The organism is Janthinobacterium sp. GW823-FHT03B06, assembly GCF_058796955.1.
Genome location: NZ_JBXAJE010000017.1, coordinates 1 through 20,183 on the forward strand (window position 1 = coordinate 1; position 20,183 = coordinate 20,183).

19 protein-coding genes and 2 tRNA genes are annotated in these 20,183 nt (G+C 64.1%); 7 read left to right on the top strand and 14 right to left on the bottom strand.

What is annotated here, in order from left to right:
• Positions 1-143 precede the first annotated feature (143 nt).
• Complete coding sequence (locus AC1RBA_RS27750; protein ID WP_139143036.1) at positions 144-758, bottom strand: hypothetical protein; 615 nt, start codon at positions 756-758, stop codon at positions 144-146.
• A 282-nt stretch (positions 759-1,040) separates the two neighbouring features.
• On the opposite strand from AC1RBA_RS27750, the gene AC1RBA_RS27755 reads away from it, so the two are divergent.
• From AC1RBA_RS27755 to dbpA, 6 genes are all read left to right on the top strand, one after another.
• The gene (locus AC1RBA_RS27755) at positions 1,041-1,559 is read left to right on the top strand and encodes a sigma-70 family RNA polymerase sigma factor (RefSeq protein WP_070223815.1); all 519 of its coding nucleotides are present in this window, start codon (positions 1,041-1,043) and stop codon (positions 1,557-1,559) included.
• A 1-nt stretch (position 1,560) separates the two neighbouring features.
• On the top strand, positions 1,561-2,568 hold the full coding sequence (locus tag AC1RBA_RS27760; RefSeq protein WP_121669021.1) for a FecR domain-containing protein: 1,008 nt from the start codon (positions 1,561-1,563) through the stop codon (positions 2,566-2,568).
• A 153-nt stretch (positions 2,569-2,721) separates the two neighbouring features.
• The gene (locus tag AC1RBA_RS27765) at positions 2,722-5,178 is read left to right on the top strand and encodes a TonB-dependent siderophore receptor (RefSeq protein ID WP_492420592.1); all 2,457 of its coding nucleotides are present in this window, start codon (positions 2,722-2,724) and stop codon (positions 5,176-5,178) included.
• Positions 5,179-5,307: 129 nt separating this feature from the next.
• Positions 5,308-6,972 (top strand): acid phosphatase, encoded by a 1,665-nt coding sequence (locus AC1RBA_RS27770; protein ID WP_492420594.1) that lies wholly within the window; start codon positions 5,308-5,310, stop codon positions 6,970-6,972.
• 205 nt (positions 6,973-7,177) lie between these two features.
• Positions 7,178-7,414, top strand: coding sequence for a hypothetical protein (locus tag AC1RBA_RS27775; protein ID WP_099408811.1), 237 nt, complete (start codon positions 7,178-7,180; stop codon positions 7,412-7,414).
• A 112-nt stretch (positions 7,415-7,526) separates the two neighbouring features.
• Positions 7,527-8,951 carry an ATP-dependent RNA helicase DbpA gene (dbpA, locus tag AC1RBA_RS27780; RefSeq protein WP_492420596.1) on the top strand — a complete coding sequence of 475 codons (1,425 nt, stop codon included), beginning with the start codon at positions 7,527-7,529 and terminating at the stop codon, positions 8,949-8,951.
• Here dbpA and AC1RBA_RS27785 read toward each other — a convergent pair.
• The 4 genes from AC1RBA_RS27785 to AC1RBA_RS27800 form a co-directional block, all read right to left on the bottom strand.
• Positions 8,938-9,480 carry a hypothetical protein gene (locus tag AC1RBA_RS27785; RefSeq protein ID WP_492420598.1) on the bottom strand — a complete coding sequence of 181 codons (543 nt, stop codon included), beginning with the start codon at positions 9,478-9,480 and terminating at the stop codon, positions 8,938-8,940. The genes dbpA and AC1RBA_RS27785 overlap by 14 nt on opposite strands.
• On the bottom strand, positions 9,473-10,051 hold the full coding sequence (locus tag AC1RBA_RS27790) for a hypothetical protein (RefSeq protein ID WP_492420600.1): 579 nt from the start codon (positions 10,049-10,051) through the stop codon (positions 9,473-9,475). The genes AC1RBA_RS27785 and AC1RBA_RS27790 overlap by 8 nt, the downstream gene beginning before the upstream one ends.
• A gap of 42 nt (positions 10,052-10,093) precedes the next feature.
• Positions 10,094-11,470, bottom strand: coding sequence for a cysteine--tRNA ligase (cysS, locus tag AC1RBA_RS27795; protein ID WP_492420602.1), 1,377 nt, complete (start codon positions 11,468-11,470; stop codon positions 10,094-10,096).
• Positions 11,471-11,706: 236 nt separating this feature from the next.
• Positions 11,707-12,858, bottom strand: a complete 1,152-nt coding sequence (locus AC1RBA_RS27800; RefSeq protein WP_070223830.1) for an MFS transporter — start codon at positions 12,856-12,858, stop codon at positions 11,707-11,709.
• A gap of 228 nt (positions 12,859-13,086) precedes the next feature.
• Between AC1RBA_RS27800 and AC1RBA_RS27805 the strand changes: the two genes are divergently transcribed.
• Positions 13,087-13,914, top strand: coding sequence for an AraC family transcriptional regulator (locus AC1RBA_RS27805; protein WP_121669012.1), 828 nt, complete (start codon positions 13,087-13,089; stop codon positions 13,912-13,914).
• Between the two features lie 292 nt (positions 13,915-14,206).
• On the opposite strand, the gene aqpZ is transcribed toward AC1RBA_RS27805, so the two are convergent.
• From aqpZ to AC1RBA_RS27850, 9 genes are all read right to left on the bottom strand, one after another.
• Positions 14,207-14,896 carry an aquaporin Z gene (gene aqpZ / locus AC1RBA_RS27810; RefSeq protein WP_070223703.1) on the bottom strand — a complete coding sequence of 230 codons (690 nt, stop codon included), beginning with the start codon at positions 14,894-14,896 and terminating at the stop codon, positions 14,207-14,209.
• 214 nt (positions 14,897-15,110) lie between these two features.
• A complete protein-coding gene (locus AC1RBA_RS27815; RefSeq protein WP_070289887.1) occupies positions 15,111-15,521 on the bottom strand; it encodes a GNAT family N-acetyltransferase in 411 nt (136 codons plus the stop codon).
• Complete coding sequence (locus AC1RBA_RS27820) at positions 15,521-15,979, bottom strand: Ivy family c-type lysozyme inhibitor (protein WP_162995609.1); 459 nt, start codon at positions 15,977-15,979, stop codon at positions 15,521-15,523. Before AC1RBA_RS27820 ends, AC1RBA_RS27815 begins: the two co-directional genes overlap by 1 nt.
• 65 nt (positions 15,980-16,044) lie before the next feature.
• Positions 16,045-16,455, bottom strand: coding sequence for a hypothetical protein (locus AC1RBA_RS27825; protein WP_070223698.1), 411 nt, complete (start codon positions 16,453-16,455; stop codon positions 16,045-16,047).
• Positions 16,456-16,490: 35 nt separating this feature from the next.
• Positions 16,491-17,630 carry an amidase family protein gene (locus AC1RBA_RS27830; RefSeq protein ID WP_070289890.1) on the bottom strand — a complete coding sequence of 380 codons (1,140 nt, stop codon included), beginning with the start codon at positions 17,628-17,630 and terminating at the stop codon, positions 16,491-16,493.
• Positions 17,631-17,788: 158 nt separating this feature from the next.
• The gene (locus AC1RBA_RS27835) at positions 17,789-18,364 is read right to left on the bottom strand and encodes an elongation factor P (protein ID WP_070223695.1); all 576 of its coding nucleotides are present in this window, start codon (positions 18,362-18,364) and stop codon (positions 17,789-17,791) included.
• Positions 18,365-18,499: 135 nt separating this feature from the next.
• Positions 18,500-19,669, bottom strand: a complete 1,170-nt coding sequence (earP, locus tag AC1RBA_RS27840; RefSeq protein WP_492420606.1) for an elongation factor P maturation arginine rhamnosyltransferase EarP — start codon at positions 19,667-19,669, stop codon at positions 18,500-18,502.
• Positions 19,670-19,764: 95 nt separating this feature from the next.
• A tRNA-Glu gene (locus AC1RBA_RS27845) sits at positions 19,765-19,840 on the bottom strand.
• 70 nt (positions 19,841-19,910) lie between these two features.
• Positions 19,911-19,986: transfer RNA gene (locus tag AC1RBA_RS27850), tRNA-Glu, on the bottom strand.
• Positions 19,987-20,183: the final 197 nt, after the last annotated feature.

Consider the following 20,183-nt stretch of genomic DNA (forward strand, 5'->3'; position numbering starts at 1 on the left):
GGGTGGAGCAGTCTGGCAGCTCGTCGGGCTCATAACCCGAAGGTCACAGGTTCAAATCCTGTCCCCGCAACCAATACATAAAAAACCGCTGATGCCTGCAAGGGAGTCAGCGGTTTTTTTCATTCCGGGCCGGGCCCATGCTGTTACGCGGTGACGCTGGCCCTGATCTGCCTGGCCGCCGCATGCAGGCTGGCCGCCACCCGTTCCAGCTTGTCGGCGCCAGCCGTTTCAGCCAGGGCGGCAAACGCGCTGATATGAAACGTGGCCACCATGGCGGGCGACACTTCCAGCTCCAGCGCGGTCTTGCTCAATTCCGTCGACGCCTCGAGATAAGGCTCGCTGCCCGCCTCGAACGCCTGCTTCGTTTCCAGCAATTCCTGTCCGCCCTCGGCCTTGGCCAAACATGCATCGACCTTTTGCTGGAAAGCAGGCAAGGTATCGCGCACGGGGCCGGCGTCGGGCGCCGCTTCCGGCTCCGGCGCCACTGGCGCAGGCGCAGCGGCGGCCGGCTTGTTCGCCGCCGGCATGTCGCGCATCGTCAGCCAGCGCTCGACGGCGAGAAAATCGGCAAACGGCTCGCCCACCTTGGGGTTCATCAGCCAGACTTCGCCCGTGCGCCAGTCGATCCGGGCACCGCGCTCGTTTCTCGCCAACAGAATATCCTTGCCGCCATCGGCATTCGACACGCGGCCGATGTCGATCCAGTTCATCACTTCCGCCTGGCGCGACATCGCGTTGACCCGATGGAAATAGGCCAACCATAAAAATCTGGCGACCAGAAGAACCAGGACACCGCCAACCATCCACATCATTTTTCGCTCCGCTCCGCACCACATCGACAGCCCGCATTTTCTCACATGAAAGCTTGCGCCAAGGAAACTTTTACATCTGCCGTGCGCAGGCGCAAAGCCCGCGCCGCGCGCGGCCCGGGCGCGCAGTCGCATTTCAGCAACGCCGCGTTTTCCTGATTGCCTGGCGTGCGCCGCTGCGCTATCATGAGAACAATTCTCATTTAGATTAAGATATTCCATCCCGTCCGCATGCTGTCCGCCCCTTCCCCGCCGTCCGAATTCCAGGCCCTGTACGCCGAGCACCACTCGTGGCTGCTGCACTGGCTGAAGCGCCGCCTGCACGATGCGGGGCTGGCGGGCGACCTGGCGCAGGATACCTTCCTCAAGATCTTCGTTGCGCGCAGCAGTGCCGGCATCGCGCAGCCGCGCCCCTTCCTGGCTACCATCGCCAAGCGCCTGCTGGCCAACCACTGCCGGCGCGAAGAACTCGAACGGGCCTACCTCGACGCCCTGCTGCACCAGCCGCAAGCGAGTACACCGTCGCCGGAAGCGATGTCCATCCTGCTCGAATCGCTGCAACTAATCGACCGCGCGCTGGACCGGCTCTCCGCCAAGGCCAGGGCCGCCTTCCTGCTGGCCCACCTGGACGGCATGAGCTATGCCGAGATCGCCGCCGAACTGGGCACCACCACGCATTCCGTCAAAAAATACCTGAGCAAGGCCAACTTGCTGTGCTTTTTTGCCGTGCCCGATTTTGCCGCGCCCTGACATGCGCGGCGCCACCGTCTACGCCCAGGGCCAGCCCATCGACCTGGCCGTCGCCATGCAAGCGACCGAATGGCTGACCACCCTGATGAGCGGCGAAACGACGCCGGCGGAAAAAACGGCCTGGCAGCAGTGGCGCCAGGCGCACCCGGACCATGAACGGGCATGGCGTCACATCGAAAGCGTCAGCGGCGGCTTGCGCGAACTCGATGGGCCAGCCAGCCGCCAGGCGCTGCTGCAAAGTCCCCTCTCGCGTTCCGTCTCGCGGCGCGGCAGCCTGCGGCTGCTGGCGTGGGTATCGGCCATCGGCATCACGGGCTGGTTCGGCGCACGCTCGGAATATGCGCCCGGCATGGCCCGCGCCGCGCTGGCCGACCTGTCCACCGGCGTGGGCGAACGCCGCGAGCTGACCCTGGCCGACGGCAGTCGCCTGCATCTGAACAGCGGCAGCGCCGTCAACATCCGCTACACGGACACGCAGCGGCTGCTGCAACTGGTGCGGGGCGAAGTCTTCATCGCCACCGCCCGCGAAACGGGCCGGCCTTACCGCCCCTTCCTCGTCGAAACGGCGCACGGCCACGCGCAGGCGCTGGGCACGCGCTACTCGGTGCGCCAGGCCGAGGGCAGCACGCTGGTCGCCGTCGAGGAAGGCGCCGTGCGGCTGATGCCGTGCCAGGGCGATGGCAGTCTCGTGATCCAGGCCGGCCAGGGCGGCGGCATGACCGCGCGCAGCATCGTGCCCGCGCACGCCGTCTCGCCCGACATCTGGGCCTGGCGGCAGGGCTTGCTGCTGGCCGACGCCATGCCGCTGCGCGACTTCCTGCATGAGTTGAGCCGCTACCGCCACGGCTTGCTGGGCTGCGACGACGCGGTGGCCGGCCTGCGCATCTCCGGCGTCTTCCCGCTGGCCGACCTGGACGCCGTGCTGCTGTCGCTGCCCGATTCCCTGCCGGTGGACGTGCGCCTGCGCACGCGCTATTGGGTGCAGGTGGAAGCGCGGCGGCAGCGCTGAACATGTATTTTGACGCCAGCGCAAAAAAAAGGTACCCGTTTTCGATTCTCGCGTGACCTGTGTAGGCAACGTTCTTTTTGACGACTACACCACAAGGTAACCATGTCCCAAGTTATGTCTTCCCGGTCCCGGTCCCGGCCGCGCATCAAGCGCATGGCGCATGCCATCCAATGCATCTTCATCGGTTCGGCCCTGCTGCTGAATATCCCCGCGCCAGCCCTGGCGCAGGAAAGCGCGGCCGCCGCTGCGGCCAGTCTCGACTTCCAGGTGCCGGCCGGCGACCTGGCGGCGGCGCTGCGCCAGGTCGCCAGCCAGTCCAGGGTCATCCTCAGCTTCACGCCGGAGCAGACGCGCGGCAAGACGTCGGCCGGCTTGAGCGGCCGCCACGACGTGCTGGCCGCCCTGAACGGCGTGCTGCGCGGCACGGGCCTGAAGGCCGAGCGCAGCGCCAATGGCAGCTACGTGCTGCGCCCGGTCCAGGCGGATTCCGGCGCGGAGGCCATCGCCATGATGCCGGAAGTGTCGGTCAAGGCGCAGCAGGACGCCACCGAAGGCTCGGGCGCGTATGTCTCCACCCTGCCGATCGCCACAGCCACGCCGCTGGGCCTGTCGATCAGGGAAACACCGCAGTCGGTCAGCGTCATCACGCAGCAGCGCATGCAGGACCAGGGCTTGAGCACGATCGCGCAAGTGATGGCGCAAACGCCGGGTATCACCCTGTTCTCGCTGGGCAGCGAGCGCACGGGCTTTACCTCGCGCGGCTATTCGATCACCAATTACCAGCTCGACGGCGTCAGCACGCATTCGGAAAACCTGGGCCTCGACGCGATACCGTCGCAAAGCCTGGCCGACATGGCGCTGTACGACCGCATCGAAGTGCTGCGCGGCGCCTCGGGCCTGATGACGGGCGCGGGCGACGCGTCGGGCGCCATCAACATGGTGCGCAAGAAACCGACGGCGCAGTTCCAGGCCGCCGTCGAGGGCGAGCTGGGCTCCTACGATGAACGGCGCGCCATGGCCGACATCTCGGGTCCGCTGAACGAGGCGCGCACGGTGCGCGGCCGCCTGGTGACCGTGTACGAGGAAGGCGACAGCATCATCGACGGCTACAGCCGCGACAAGAAAGTGGTCTACGGCGTGGTCGAGGCGGACCTGTCCAGCGACACGAAGCTGACGGCCGGCGTGACGCACCAGCGCAAGCGCTCGGACGGTTCCCTCTCCTACCTGGGCTTCCCCCTGTTCTACAGCAATGGCGTCATGACGGACCTGCCCCGCTCCTTCAGCCCGGCGGCCAGGTCGAATCGCTTCAACACCAATTCAACCGACATCTTCGCCACCTTGGAACACGCGCTGGCGAACGACTGGAAGCTGAAAATCTCGGCCAACCGCGTGCAGTCGTCGCAGGAGGAGCGCGCCGTCTACATGAACGTGAGCGCCGGCTTCCCCGACCAGGCCACAGGCGATGGCCTGGGCCTGAGCGCCGACTACCGCGATTACCAGCTGAAGGTCAACAGCGTGGACGTCAACGTGCGCGGGCCGTTCAGCGCCTTCGGCCGCCAGCACGAGCTGGTGCTGGGCATGGACTACAGCCAATTCCAGAGCAAGACGGATGGCCGCTTCGACTGGAGCATCCAGGGCAGCGGCGTCAACCTGTACCGCTGGAATCGCCTGGCAACGCCCGTGTTTGGCGATACCTACGTCACCTACGACAGCACGCGCCGCCAGGCCAGCGCGTATGCAGCCACGCGCCTCAACCTGTCCGAGCGCCTGAAACTGATCGCCGGCGCCAAGGTGCTGCGCTACAGCGAGAACTACATCTCGGACGCGCCTTCCGTGCCGTTTTACAGCGCGTCGCCAGCCTCGGAAAGCCGCGTCTTCACGCCGTATGGCGGCCTGGTGTTCGACATCGACGCCACGCACAGCGCCTACGCCAGCTATTCCACCATTTACCAGCCGCAAGCCCAGCAAGACCGCTACGGCAAGCTGCTGGCGCCGCGCGAGGGCAAGACCTTTGAAGCGGGCATCAAGAGCGGCTGGTTCGATGGCCGTCTGAACACGGCCGCCGCGCTGTACCAGATCCGCCAGAGCAACCTGGCCGAATCGGACCCCGGCTACACCGTCCCTGGCACGAACAATCCCGCCAACCGCACCATCAAGGGCGCCAAGACCCAGGGCGTGGATCTGGAAGCGACGGGCGCGCTGACGCCGGACTGGAACATCTCGGCTGCGTGGTCCTACAGCCAGACGGAAAACAATACCGGCAAGGCGATCCTGACCACCTTCCCGCGCCACCTGGTGAAACTGTGGACCACTTACCGCCTGCCCGGCGAGTTCAATCGCCTGACGGTGGGCGGCGGCGTGAACTGGCAAAGCCGCGTGTATTCCGACATCGACGCGTGGCAGATCAACAGTACCCTGCACTGGGAACAGAAGGCGTACTCGGTGGCCAGCCTGATGGCGCGCTACGACGTCAACGACAAGCTCTCTGCCACCGTGAACGTGGCCAACCTGTTCGACAAGCAGTACACGGCTTCCGTGTCGGACTGGTGGTACTCGGGCATGCATGGCCCGGCGCGCAAGGTGGCACTGAAGGTGCGCTACCAGTTCTAGCGCCAGGACCAGGACAAAGCCGAATATTTCACAGGGCCGCAGGGCCGGTGATACAATTTTCCCGCTTCACGGGCGTTGCCGGCCATTGCCGCCAACGCCCGTGCCCATAGAGACACCCAAGGAGAATGTGTGAAGGACCTCGCCCCCGCCCTGCCAGCCGATCCGGCCGACCAACCCGCCAATCCCTCGCGCCGGCGCATGTTCCAGGCTGCTTCCGCAGTCGGCCTGGCCGCCAGCCTGCCGGCGCTGGCCGACGCCGCGCCAGCCAGGAAGACCATCGCCAAGGGTTCGCTCGACGCGAAACTCAAGGCGCACGTCAAGAACGTGGTCGTGATCTACCTGGAAAACCGCAGCTTCAACAACCTGTTCGCCAACTTCCCCGGTACCAGCGCGCCCCTGTCCGCCGTCACCGCGGAACAGGCGCAGCAGCTGGACCGCGACGGCAAGCCGCTGGCAACCCTGCCGAAGATCTGGGGCGGCCTGGTGCCGAATCAGCAAAATATCGGCGGCATCGATTACCTGATCAAGGAAGAGCAGATTTCCGGCCTGCCCAACGCTCCCTACAAACTGAGCGACGCGTCCGGCAAGCCCCTGCCCGAGAGCATCATCACGCGCGACCTCGTGCACCGCTTCTATAACAACCAGATGCAGATCAATGGCGGCAAGAACGACGGCTTTGCCGCGTGGGCCGACAGCGGCGGCCTGGTGATGGGCCACTACGGCGAAACGTCGAAAAACCTGAACCTGTGGCAGATCGCCGAGCAATACACGCTGTGCGACAACTTCTTCATGGCGGCCTTCGGTGGCTCCTATATGAACCACCAGTTCCTCGTCACGGGCCGCGCCAACGAATACTTTAACGCGACCGAGACGGCGGCGAAGAAAAAGATCGCCGTGCTGGCCGACGGCCCGCAAGGCGTGCGCCTGGCCATCTCGCCCGACTGCCCCGCCTCCGCGCTGGACGGCAAGCCGAAATACGTGAACGACGGCGCCATCACGCCGGACGGCTATGCCGTCAATACCATGGCGCCGCCGTATCAACCGAGCTACATCCGCCCCGCCTTCGACGGCGACCCGCTGCACGCCGACCCGGCCGACGCGAATACCCTGCCGCCGCAAACCTACGACACCATCGGCGACCTGCTGTCGCGCAAGGGCGTCAGCTGGGCGTGGTATGGCGGCGGCTGGCAAGCGGCGCTCGACCACAAGGGCGGCGGCAGCAAGCCGAACTTCCAGTTCCACCACCAGCCGCTGAACTACTTCAAGCAGTTCGCGCCTGGCACGGCGGCGCGCGCCGAACACCTGCGCGACGGCGGCACGGGCGACAGCCCGATCTCGAACAAATTCCTCGCCGCCGCCGTGGCGGGCAAGCTGCCGGCCGTGACCTTCTACAAGCCGCAGGGCAATCTGAACCTGCACGCGGGCTATTCGGATATCGAGTCGGGCGACCAGCACGTGGCCAACGTCATCCAGCATCTGAAGGAATCGCCGCAGTGGAAGGACATGATCGTGGTGATCACGTTCGACGAAAACGGCGGCTGGTGGGACCACGTGGCGCCGCCAAAGGGCGACCGCTGGGGTCCGGGCACGCGCATTCCCGCCATCGTCGTCTCGCCGTACGCGAAGAAAGGCGCCGTCGACCACAGTTTCTACGACACGACGTCGATCCTGCGCCTGATCACGCGCCTGCACGACCTGCCGCTGCTCGAAGGCCTGAAAGTGCGCAACGACGCGTTTGCAGCACGGGGAGCCCTACCTCCCGGTGACTTGACGGGCGCCCTGAGCTTCCGCTAAGCCTCCCACAATGCGGCACGCCTGTGATACACTGCGTGCCGCACTTAAATCCGCAGGTCTGCTTTTCCTGCCGATGATATTCACAATGAGCCCGACTCCAGTAGCCGGGCTTTTGTTTTGTGGATGAAGTGAAAGCGTATTGACATAGGCGGGCAGCACCTTGCCCGCCCCTTGGCCTTCGCAGGCCAGGGATAGAGGTTAGCAAATGAGAGATAAAAAAGACAACGCCACCATCGACTTGCCCGGTTTCGGCCCGCCGCCAGCGCTCGAGGCGCCAGAGCCGGCGCCGGAGCCGCAGCGCCGCGCGCGCGCGCGCAAGGCGGCGCTGAAGCAGGTGCAGCTCGAATTGCTGGAGCCGACCGACGCCACGGGCCTGCCCGTATGGACGCGCGACGCCGGCCTCGATCTGACCGGTTTGCCCATCTGGGCGCCAGATAATTAGTACCCCACGCCGGCGGCCGTTCGCCGCCGGCTTCCACACCACCATCCGCACAAGGGCGTAGAACGCCTGTAGACTGTGCCCATTCACCCGCTTTTTACCGGCTCCGCCCTTTATGAACACCACATCCGCCACCACTTCTTTTTCCAGCCTGCCGCTGACGCCCGCCTTTTTGGCCAACCTGGATTCGCTCGGCTACCACGAGATGACCACCATCCAGGCGCAAAGCCTGCCGGCGGTGCTCGATGGCCGCGACCTGATCGCGCAAGCGAAAACGGGCAGCGGCAAGACGGCCGCCTTCGGCATCGGCATCCTGCACAAGCTCAATCCGGCCTGGTTTGCCGTGCAAGGCCTGGTGCTGTGCCCCACGCGCGAACTGGCCGACCAGGTGGCCAATGAGCTGCGCCGCCTGGCGCGCGCGGCCGGCAACATCAAGATCCTGACTCTGACGGGCGGCGCGCCGATGCGCCCGCAAATCGCCTCGCTGGAACACGGCGCCCACATCGTCGTCGGCACGCCGGGCCGTTTGCGCGACCACCTGGGCCGCGGCACCATCAACCTGAATCACGTGCAGACCCTGGTGCTCGATGAAGCGGACCGCATGACGGACATGGGCTTTTATGAGGAAATCGCCGGCATCGTCAGCGCCTGCCCGGCGCGCCGCCAGACCCTGCTGTTCTCGGCCACGTACCCGGAAGACATCCGCCGCGCCACGGCGTCGTTCCTCGTCAATCCGCTGGAAGTGACGGTCGAGGCGCAGCACGACAACGACAAGATCGAGCAGCGCTTCTATGAAATCGGCTTCGACGAGCGCAACAGCGCCGTCGGCAAGCTGTTAAAACACTTCAAGCCGGAATCCACCTTGGCCTTCTGCAACACCAAGGTGCATTGCCGCGAGCTCGCCGAGGAACTGCGCCAGCAAGGCTTTTCCGCGCTGGCCCTGTACGGCGAGCTGGAACAGCGCGAGCGCGATGAAATCCTCGTGCTGTTCGCCAACCGCAGCTGCTCCGTGCTGGTGGCCACCGACGTCGCCGCGCGCGGCCTCGATATTTCCGACCTGGGCGCCGTGATCAACGTCGACGTCTCGAAAGACACGGAAGTGCATATCCACCGCATCGGCCGCACGGGCCGCGGCAGCAAGAAGGGCCTGGCCGTGTCGCTGTGCGCGCCGAACGAGAAGAAATGGGTCAAGCTGATCGAGCAATACCAGAACAGCGCCGCCGAATGGCACGACCTGAAGGAACTGAACGAGGACGATGGCGCAGAAGCGCTGCCGGCGCCGATGGTCACCCTGTGCATCATGGGCGGCAAGAAGGACAAGCTGCGTCCGGGCGATTTGCTGGGCGCATTGACGGGCGATGCGGGTCTCACCAAGGAGCAGGTGGGCAAGATCAACGTGTTCGAGTTCATGACCTACGTGGCGCTCGACCGCAAGGTGGCCGAAGCGGCGTTCAAGCGCCTGAACGCGGGCAATACCCTGGGCCGCGACTTCGGCAACATCAAGGGCCGCAGCTTCAAGATGCGCTTTATCGAGGCGTAAGGCCTTGCAAGGTACGCAGGGCCGCCATGGTCCTGCGTCCCGGATAATCTTCCCACACGGGATACTGCCCGCGGTAGTAGCAGTTCCAGTAACTGACGGTGCGCCGCTCCAGCGTATCGAGATACGCGGAGTTCTCCCGCAGGTAGCGCGCCAGTGCATCGGCATTCCAGGCCGGCAGCGCCGCGCCAATTGCCTCGATAATCTCCAGCACATATTCGCCGCACAGGTGCACGACGAAGGGCACCGTCCACGCCCGTTCCTGCAGCAACAGCCGTCTTGCACACGCTTCGCGCAGATGGCCGTCATGGTGGCGCGTGCCCAGGCACAGGGCGATCACGCCCGCGTCGCCGGGCAGCCGCATACAGGCCAGCAGCGGCTCGCGGTCATAATAGGTGCGCGCCGGGATCAGCAAGGCCTCGCCATCCTGGCGCACGGCAAATGGCGGGTGTGTCCGGCCGTTCCCCAGCGCGGGCAGCAGCTGCGCCACGGTGCCGGCCAAGGCCGCGGGAAAGGCGTCCGCTTCAGCCATCGCGCCCCTCCCGGCAAACCTTGCGCACGCCCAGTGCGGGTTTATCCATCTTTTCAAAGATCACGTTCGAATACCAGTCGGCGGGGTCGCCGTCCGTGGGCTTGCCCAGCGAAATATAGTAGCCGCCATGGGTAAACAGGGCCGTGGTTTCCTTGCCTGGCGTGGCGCGCTGCAGGAAGGCCGGCCACGCCGCCTTGTCGACTGGCACAAAACGCGCGGCCAGCAGCGCCAGCAAACGCGCATGCGTAGCCGGCGCATACGGGAACAGATACAGGTATTCGACCAGTTCGCCGCCATCGACCAGGCGCGTGACGGCGGCGGTCGCGGCATCGGCCGTCTCCTCGTCGCCGCCAAAGCGGCACAAGGTGCCGCCGCTGTAGGCGAAGTCGATGACGGTCGCCGGCGCGCACGCCTGCCGTTCGCGGTCGATGCCGACGGGCGGCAGCGCGCGCACTTGCGCCAGCAGCGCTTCGCCGGACGTGGCCAGCACGGGAAAGCCCGGACACTCGCTGGCCGCGCGGGCGGCAGAAAGGGCCAGGCAACAACTCAGTAACAGCAAACGACGCTTCACGGCATCTCCAGTTTCATCAGGCGGCCATTATGCAGGACATCTTCACAAAGGCCGCGCCTGTTGCCCCTGCGGCGTATCGTCGATGTCGTAGCCGGCCGCGCGCGCCAGTTCGCGCAAGCGGTCCGCCTCGGCCCACTGGCGCTGCGCGCGGGCGTGGGCCCGTTCCGCCAGCCACGCCAGCACCGGCTGCGGCACTTCCACCTGCGCCGGCTGCCAGGCCAGCAGATCGAGCCCCAGCGCCGCGTCGAAGCTGGCCATGGTGGCCTTTTTCACGCCATCGGGCAGCGCGCTTTTCAGCAGCTCCCAGGCCACGGCCAGGGCGCGCGGATAATTCAGGTCATCGTTGATGCAGGTCCTAAAACGCGCCAGCCATGTCGCGTCGGCCTCGCCGCCTGCATCCCCCAGGCCATGCACGGCCACGCGCAGGCGCGCCAGGCCGCTGCTGGCGGCGCGCAAGGCTTCATCCGTAAAATTGAGGCTGCTGCGGTAGTGGGCGCCCAGGCACAGGTAGCGGTAGGCCAGCGGATCGATGCCCTGCTCCGCCAGGCTTTGCAGGCGCAGGAAGTCGCCCGAGGATTTCGACATCTTCGCATCCTGCGTCTTGAGGAAGGCGCCATGCAGCCAGAAGTTTGCCAGGCGCGTGCCATGGCGCGCTTCCGTTTGCGCGATCTCGTTGCTGTGGTGGACGGCCACGTGGTCTTCGCCGCCGCAATGGATGTCGAAATACGCGCCCAGGTGCTTTTCCGCCATGGCCGAGCATTCGATGTGCCAGCCGGGGAAACCCAGGCCCCAGGGACTGTCCCACTCCATCTGCCGCTGTCCCGGCACGCCGCTGAACTTCCACAGCGCGAAGTCGCAGATATCGCGCTTCTGTCCCAAGTCCACCCGCTTCCCCGCCTGCAGGCCGTCGCGCTTCAGGCGTGCCAGCTTGCCGTAACTGTCCTGGCGCGTCGTGTCGAAATAGATGCCGTCGTCCGTGCGGTAGGTATAGCCCTTCGCTTCCAGGTCGAGGATGAAGGCAATCTGCTCCGCGATGTGGTCGGTGGCGCGGCACCAGACGGTGGGCGGCAGGATATTGAGCTGGCGCAGATCGTCCTCGAACGCGCGGGTAAATTCAAGGGCGATGTCCCAGGCCGACTTGCCGCTGCGGGCGCTGCGCGCCTCGATCTTGTCGTCGCCGCTGTCCGCGTCCGACGTCAAATGGCCCACGTCCGTGATGTTCATCACGTGGCGCACCTGCAAGCCGTTGAACGCGAGCGCGCGGCGCAAGCCGTCGACGAACAGGTAGGTGCGCAGGTTGCCGATGTGCGCGTAATCGTAGACGGTGGGGCCGCACGCGTACAGGCCTGCCTGGCCCGGGGCGATGGGTTCAAACGGGCGCAGGCTGCGCGCATAGGTATCGTACAGATGAAGTGTCATGCGGGGCTTTCATTAACGCTGCGGAAAAAGAAAATGGCCACAGGTTTTTCAACACTGTGGCCATCGAATGAGGAGTAAAACGTCAGCGGCGCGCAGCCGCATCCTCACGGGGCCAGGCGCACGGACACAGCGCAGCAGCGGCGCCGGATGCGGAAACTGGAGGGAGGATGAAAGTGATCATGGGACGAATATCGCATGTACGCGGGCGGGCCGTCAAGCCCTCCCGCGTCCCCCGCTTATTTTTTCGCCTGCTCGATCTGCGGCAGCAGCACCGTCAGGATGCCCAGCAGCGGCAGATAGGAGCAGATTTTATACACATAGGCGATGCCGGAGATATCAGCCAGGTGGCCCATGGCGGCGGCCGCGATGCCGGACACGCCGAACATCAGGCCAAAGAAGATGCCTGCGATCATGCCCACCTTGCCCGGCACCAGTTCCTGCGCGAAAACGACGATGGCGGAAAACGCGGATGAAATCACGAAGCCGATGATCACCGTCAGGACTGCCGTCCAGAACAGGTCGACGTACGGCAGCAGCAGGGTAAATGGCGCGGCGCCCAGGATGGAAATCCAGATCACGCGCTTGCGGCCGATGCGGTCGCCGATGGGGCCTCCCATGAAGGTGCCGGCCGCGACGGCGGCAAGGAAGAGGAACAGATAGAGCTGGGCATCGCCGAGCGACAAATGGAATTTGTCGATCAGATAGAAGGTGTAATAGCTCGACAGGCTGGCCATGTAGATGTACTTCGAGAACACCAGCAGCGCCAGCACGCCCAGCGCGCCAATCACCTTGTTGCGCGACAAGTTCGGGCCATGGCCGCCCGCCTTCGGCTTGAAGCTGGCCAGGTGGCCGCTATACCAGTGGCTGACCTTGTACAGCACGCCGATGGCCAGCACGGCCAGCAAGCTGAACCAGGCGACATTGCCGTGACCACGGTTCACAATGACGGCGGCCGCCAGCAGCGGTCCCAGGGCGGAACCGACATTGCCGCCCACCTGGAACAGGGACTGGGCAAAGCCGTAGCGCCCGCCCGAGGCCATGCGCGCCACGCGCGACGCTTCCGGGTGGAAAGTCGAGGAACCAACGCCGATCAGGCCGGCGGCGAGCAGCAGGGTCGGAAAGGTCGAGACGACGGACAGCATCAGCACGCCGGCAAGGGTAAAGCACATGCCGACCGGCAGCAGGAACGGCAGCGGACGGCGGTCCGTGTACAAGCCGATCCAGGGCTGCAGCAACGATGCCGTGCACTGGAACGTCAGGGTTATGAGGCCGACCTGGGTAAAACTGAGTGAAAACTCGGCTTTCAGCATCGGATAAATCGACGGCAATAATGCCTGGATCAAGTCATTGAGCAAATGCACGAAGGCGACGGCGCCCAGGATGTGCATGGCCAGACCGGATTGTTGTTGGGAACTATGATGCGAGGGAGCCGCCGGCACGGACTTGGCCAATGGCGGGGCAGTTGTGGTTGTATGCATGTGTCTTCCGCAATAATCGGGCACGGCGGGCGGCCCGGCAAAGAAGCCAGTATAGTATGGTCACTGAACTGATAACTTCCAATAATCGTCGCCCAAGTGACAACTGAGTGACAATCAGGCGACAAGCCAACGACCGACATGTACACCCACCCACCCGCCCAGACCCACCCCGATGGCGTGCCGTTCAGCCGCAGCACCAGCTCGCACGACTACCAGCATGTACCGCGCCCGGTGACGGCCATGTCCAGGCAATATGCGGCCGGCGACTACACGGCGCCGCACAGCCACGTGCGGGCGCAACTGCTGTATGCGACGGAAGGCGTGATGCGCGTCTCCACCGAACATGGCGTGTGGATATTGCCGCCCCGGCGCGCCCTGCTGATCCCCGTGGGCGTCGTGCATGAAGTCCATATCTTGAGCGAATTGAGCATGCGCACCGTGTACATCGATGCGCAGGTGGCGGCCCCGTATGGCGCCGATTGCAAGGTGCTGGAAGTGAGCCGGCTGCTGCGCGAGCTGATCCTGGCCTTGCTGGCCGAACCGATCGAATATGCGCTGGCGGGGCGCGGCGACTGGCTGGCGCATTTGATCCTGTCGGAACTGGCGACGGCCGACACCGTGCCCCTCGCCATCCCTTGGCCCCGCGACCGGCGCCTGGTGGCCGTGTGCTCGGCCATCATGGACGCGCCCGGCAGCCGGCGCAGCATCGAGGACTGGGCGCAGGATGCGGGCGCCAGCGCGCGCACCCTGATCCGCTTATTCCCGAAGGAAACGGGCTTGCACTACCGCCAATGGCTGCAGCAAGTCCACCTGGCCGAGGCATTCTGCCGCCTGGACCGGGGCGAAGGCGTGGCCGCCATCGCCTACGCGCTGGGCTACGCCAGCCCCAGCGCCTTCAGCGCCATGTTCCGCCGCATCCTGGGCCGCACGCCGCAGCATTACCTGAGCGAGTGGCGCGCCGCGTAGGTCGGCTTAGCGCGGCGCAGCCGCGCGTAAGCCGACAAGCTGCACTGTTGGCATTGTCGGCTTACGCCTTGCGGGCTAAGCCGACCTACAACTTGATTGCTCACCGGCAGCCGCCAAACCAGCGTCGTAGGTCGGCTTAGCGCGGCGCAGCCGCGCGTAAGCCGACAAACCACTTTTTCATGGGCAGCCGCTAAACCAGCGTCGTAGGTCGGCTTAGTGCGGCGCAGCCGCGCGTAAGCCGACAAGCTAAGCTGCCGGCATTGTCGGCTTACGCCCTGTGGGCTAAGCCGGCCTACTCTTTTTCGCCCGCAATCAGACGGTAGGCCAGCGCCCCGAGCAAGGCGCCGATGATAGGGGCCAGCCAGAACAGCCACAGCTGGCTCGTCGCCCAATCGCCCACGTACAGGGCCACGCCCGTGCTGCGGGCCGGGTTGACGGAGGTATTGGTGACGGGGATGCTGATCAGGTGGATCAGGGTCAGCGCAAGGCCGATCGGCAACGGGGCGAAGCCGGCCGGGGCGCGCTTGTCAGTGGCGCCCAGGATGACGATCAGGAAGAACATCGTCAGCACGATTTCAATGACCAGCGCCGACAGCATCGAATAACCGCCCGGCGAATGGGCGCCGAAGCCGTTCGAGGCAAAGCCCTTGCTGACGTCGAAACCGGCCTGGCCGCTGGCGATCACGTACAGTACGCCGCCGGCCACGATGGCGCCCAGCACTTGCGCGATGATGTAAGGCAGTAACTGGCTGGCGGGAAAGCGGCCGCCGGCCCACAGGCCGATCGAGACGGCAGGATTCAGGTGGCAACCCGAGATGTGGCCGATGGCGTAAGCCATGGTCAGCACCGTCAGGCCAAACGCCAGCGCTACGCCGGCAAAGCCGATGCCAAGGCCGGGAAAGGCGGCGGCCAGCACGGCGCTGCCGCAACCGCCCAGTACCAGCCAGAACGTGCCGAGAAATTCGGCGCCATATTGTTTCATGATGTATTCCTTTAAAGTGACGAGAAAACGTGCCAGGGACGACCAATCGGACCGCTCACCACCTTTGCCCCGCCCAATGGCGACGGCAAAGCACAGCACCAGCAACGCACGCTGCAGAGCGCGCATAATGACACGACGTCATTATCAATGCAACATTATTGCGTACAATAATGCTAATAGTTCTCTTGACACCTAAAGGTTGTTTTGATAATTCTCATGGCGCGGGGCGGCGCATGTACTTTTCCGGCGCCTCCAGCGGCGCAAAGCCAAAGCCCGCATACAGGCCATGCGCGTCATCGGTGCCCAGCATCCAGGCAACATCGCGCAAGCGCGCATCGCCGAGTACGGCGGCCACCATCTGCCTGCCGTAGCCGCGCCCCTGGTAGGGCGGCAGCACGAACACGTCGCGCAGGTAGGCAAAATCCGTGTAGTCGGTGATGACCCTGGCGAACGCCACTTGCTGGCCATCCACATAGCCGCCGAAACACAGCGCGTTGGCGATCCCCTTGCGCACCGTTTCGATCGCCACGCCGCGCTTCCAGTACGACTGCTCGCTCAGGTAGCGGTGGATCATGGGCACGTCCAGCTCGCCGCGCTCGCTGGAAATGCGTAGCGGCGCGTGCATCAGTTCTTGTACAGCAAGTCGGCTTCGGCGATGCTGGGCTCGCCGAAATACACGGTGCGCAAGCCGCCCTTGGCATCGCTGCCCATGTACACGCCCGTCATGCTGCGCGCGACGGGGTCGTACAAAATGGAATAGCGGTGGCCGCAATTGTGCGGTTCGCAGACGCTGCTCAGCAGGCGTGCCTTGCCGTCGATCTCGACGGGCTTGAGCGGGCTGGCCACGCCATCGGGCACCCAGCGCTGCCGCTTCAGGCCCGCCTTTTTCAAGCCCTCATTGAAGGCCTTGCGAAAGGCGTAGTCCGCCTTGTAGACATCGGGGAAATACGGACAGGTATGGCCGCCGTCGCAGCTTTGCGCCTGCTCGATCAGCGACAGTCTGGGCGTACGCGCTTGTGCCGGCACGGCGGCCAGCGCCACGGTGGCGCCCAGGAATACGGGTAAAAGCAAACGTACAGACATGCAAACTCCTAAAAGCATAATGTAATGCCGGAAGCATAACAGAATGGCATGCTTGTGCGCGCGCCTCAGGGAGAACAGCGGATGCCGACCACGCCGTTGACCTTGCCTTCCGGCCAGCCCGTCTCGCGCCAGCGGTACACGCCGGGCGCGACGATGATCAACTGCCATTCCACCAGCTTGCCAGCGGCATTGAGGCGGGTCTCATTGTCATAGCGCAACGTCAGGCTGCGCTCCGTTTCCGCCACCACCGTCGCGGCAAAGCGGTTGGTTTCGCCCAGCTTGCTTTTCCACGTGCGGTCGTTGAAGATCGCCAGCCGCTGATGATCGTCAGACAACTGCATGCGCGTAAAGTGCCGCGCTTCTTCGCACACACTATTCGTATTCACGCTGTCGGACCAGCTGCCGGACAGTTGCTCGGCGTCAAAAGGAGTCGGGGTGGCGGCCACGGCCGCACTCAGCAGCAAGCTTGCAAGCATAGTTTATCGAAAGAAAACGAAAGGAATCATCATGGTCAACGCAGCGCCAGGGTGATGCTCGATGGCAGTGCGGGCGTGCGCCGGTGCAAAGTCGCCTGCTCGTAGGCATACGCCATCGCAATGAGCGCCATGTCGCCGTGGGCTGGGCCGATGAAGGACAAGCCGACCGGCAAGCCCCCGACCATGCCGGCAGGCACCGTAATATGCGGCAAGTCGGACTGCGGCGATACGCCATGGCAGGTCGGCCCCACCAGCGCATCGAGCGCATGCGAACGCAGCAGCGCTTCAATGCCGCCAGACCCGGACGCGGGCGGCGGCTCGATCAGTTCGGCGCCCTGTTCGCGCAACACCAGCAGCGCCTGCTCGATCACGGCATCGGTCCCGGCGCACAGGCCGAACAGGCTGCGCGCCACGCCGATGCGGCGCCCTTGCAAGCCGGCAAGGTCGAGCGTCAAGCCATCGGCCAGGCGCTCGCCCGTCAGGGCGGCGAGCAGCCAGGCAGCCTCGCGCACGCTGGGCGCCATCGGTCCTGCCGTGGCTGGCTCACCGCCCTGCCCGCCAGCGGTCCTGCCCGTGGGCTTGATGGCGACCAGGCCGCAGTTTGACGCAGGCGCGACGATGGAACCGTCCGCCGCGCTGTCGACGGCCAGGATAGTCAGGCCGGCCCAGCTGGCACTGGCATGCGGCACGCTGACGGCGGCCCACTGGCGCAAATTGCTTTTGCCGATGATGACGGCGCCGGCCGCGCGCAAGCGCGCCGCCACAAAGGAATCGCAGCTGGCATGCGTGGCCAGGGGTGCCTGCGTGCGCGTCTTCATGCGGTCGCCCGTGGCGATATTGTCGCGCAAGACGACGGGGATGCCATGCAAGGGGCCGCGCACCTTGTGCACCTGCCGCTCGCGGTCCATTTCCAGCGCAATTTTCAGCGCGTCGGGATTGATTTCAATGCCGGGATAGGCGCGCGCGCCGATGCTGCACAGGGAGCGGATGCGCGCCAGGTACTGCGACGTCAGCGCATGGGAACTGAGTTTGCCTGCCTGCATCATCTGCTGTTGCGGCAAGACCCCTGCGTCGAGCAAATGGGCCATGGGACTGGCGGGCGCCGTGGCACGGGCCAATACGGGGCGCGACACGCCCCGGGACGCGCCACTGCGTAACATCTGACTGCGCTGCATCGTATCTCCAGGAAACCTCAGTGTTTCTAACGCAATAATATGCTAGCCATAGCATAGCAGTCCTTGCAACTCAATTGTTGTTGAAAGGAATTATTTTTCAAGCAAAAAAAAACGCCGCCCGAAGGCAGCGTTTCTTGATGGTCAAGCACTGGCACGTATCAGTTGCGCACGACACGCTTGTATTCGTTGGTACGGGTATCGATTTCGATGACGTCGTCCTGTGCCACGAACAGCGGCACTTGCACGGTGTGGCGGTGCGCGTCGATGGCGTTTTCGATCTTGGCTTCTTTCAGGACGTTGCCCGACGTGTTGCCCTTGACCGCAGGCTCCGAGTACACCACTTGACGGGCGATGGTCGTCGGCAGTTCAACGGAGATAGCCTTGCCGTCGTAGAAAATGGCTTCGCATTCCATGCCATCTTTCAGGTAATGCAGTGCATCGCCCAGGTTTTCTTCTTCGATTTCGTACTGGTTATACTCGGTGTCCATGAAAACGAACAGCGGGTCGGCGAAGTACGAATACGTCACTGGCTTTTTATCCAGAACAACCACGTCGAACTTGTCGTCGCCGCGGAACACGTTTTCCATCGGGGTGTTCGTCAGAAGATTTTTCATCTTCCATTTGTAGGTGAAGCCCGTGCGGCTCGAACCGTTGACATCAGAACGCAACACGATCATTGGCTTGCTGTCGACCATGATGATATTGCCAACACGAATTTCTTTTGCGGGTTTCATAGGAATGTACGTAAAAAGTGGGTTGCATGAAGACCATCTGCCGCCTGTGCGCCATCAGCGCCGCAAGCTTGCGTTTGATCGGTTAAAAATACGTTAGAAATAACCGGGCATTTTACCTTAATTTTGGGCAAGCGCCTATCTCGTCGCGCCGGCGAACGCCAGCAAGTTACTTGCCAGATCGCCATGCGCCTGCATCTGCCGCTGCCAGTCCTGCGCGCGCGCCCGGATGCGCGGCAGATCGGCCTGCAATGCGGGCCACAGCTGCGCCCACGGCAAGGCGTCCGCGCTGGCGCCATTCCAGGCCAGCGCCGCCTGCACCAGGCTGTCGATGGCGCCGTCCGCATCGACCGCATAGCGCTGCAGGAAGGCGCGCAATTTCACGTGATGCAAGTTTTCGTCCTGCAAGTAGATATGCCAGAGAAACGGCTGGCCCGCCCATTGCGCGCGCACGAAGGAATCCTCGCCACGCACCAGGTTCACGTCGCAAGCCCACAGCAGGCGGTCGTAATCGTCCTGCGGCACGAAAGGCAGCACGCGCACGGTGAGCGCGCCGCGCGTGCGCGCCGCACCAGGCAGCGCCGCATCGTCGCCGATAAACGCTTGAACGACATCGAACGCGACGCCTTCCGGCACCAGGCATAGCACAGCTTGCTCACCCGCCTGCCAGGCCGCGAACAGCTCGGCGACGGGCGCGGACGGATAGCAGAACAGCGATACTTTCACGGCGCACATTTGCGCCGCCGTGACGCCGAACTGCCCGAGGAATGCCGCCATGGCGGGCGCATCGGACTGGAACGCCAGCCTTTTTTCATCGAGCGCCGCTTCGCGCAGCAAGCCGCCCGTCTTATCGGTAAAACCGGGAAAGAAGAAATGCTTGATCATGCCGTGGCGCGGCGACGTCAGCGCATGGCAGCCCTCGACCCACTCTTCCGCCGTCAATCCTTCCAGATTCAGCCATACGGGCTGCGGCGAACAGTGGGCCATGGCGGCGATATAGCCGGGCGGAATGTCGCAGGCAAAAAACTCGATGACGATGTCGGCAATATCGGCGGGGGCAAACGCGCCATCCTGGCCGCGCCAGTGGCGGACCGTGACGCCGGACACCTGCTGCGCTTCGGCCGCCACGTCGATTTCGGGGCAGATGCGCCGGAAACTGGATAAATCATCGACCCACAGGGTGACGGCGACGCCGTGCTCGCCGTTCAACTGCCGCGCCAAGCGCCAGCAAATGCCGATATCGCCGTAGTTGTCGACGACTTTGCAGAAGATGGCGAGAGATGGTGCGCGATCGGTAGGTAGTGGCATAGTCAAGGGGAAGAGAAAAACGTGGGCATGGCAGCCAATAACAAAAAAGCCGCGCTGTTACCAGGCGGCTTTTTTGTTGGCTGATTCAGCCGGTCTGGCGTCCCCAAGGGGATTCGAACCCCTGTACTCACCGTGAAAGGGTGATGTCCTAGGCCTCTAGACGATGGGGACAGAAAATCTATCCTGGATGCGCTGCTTTGCATCCCGACCTGTTACTTTACTTGCTGACTGCATGCGAATCTGGCGTCCCCAAGGGGATTCGAACCCCTGTACTCACCGTGAAAGGGTGATGTCCTAGGCCTCTAGACGATGGGGACAGAAATCTGTCCTGAATGCATTACTTCGCATCCTGACCCGGTACTGCAGCAATCGCAGAAACAAAAAAAGCCTGACTTGTCAGGCCCGTTCAGCACTGCACTCTTGCTTTACAACTAAATCCTGGCGTCCCCAAGGGGATTCGAACCCCTGTACTCACCGTGAAAGGGTGATGTCCTAGGCCTCTAGACGATGGGGA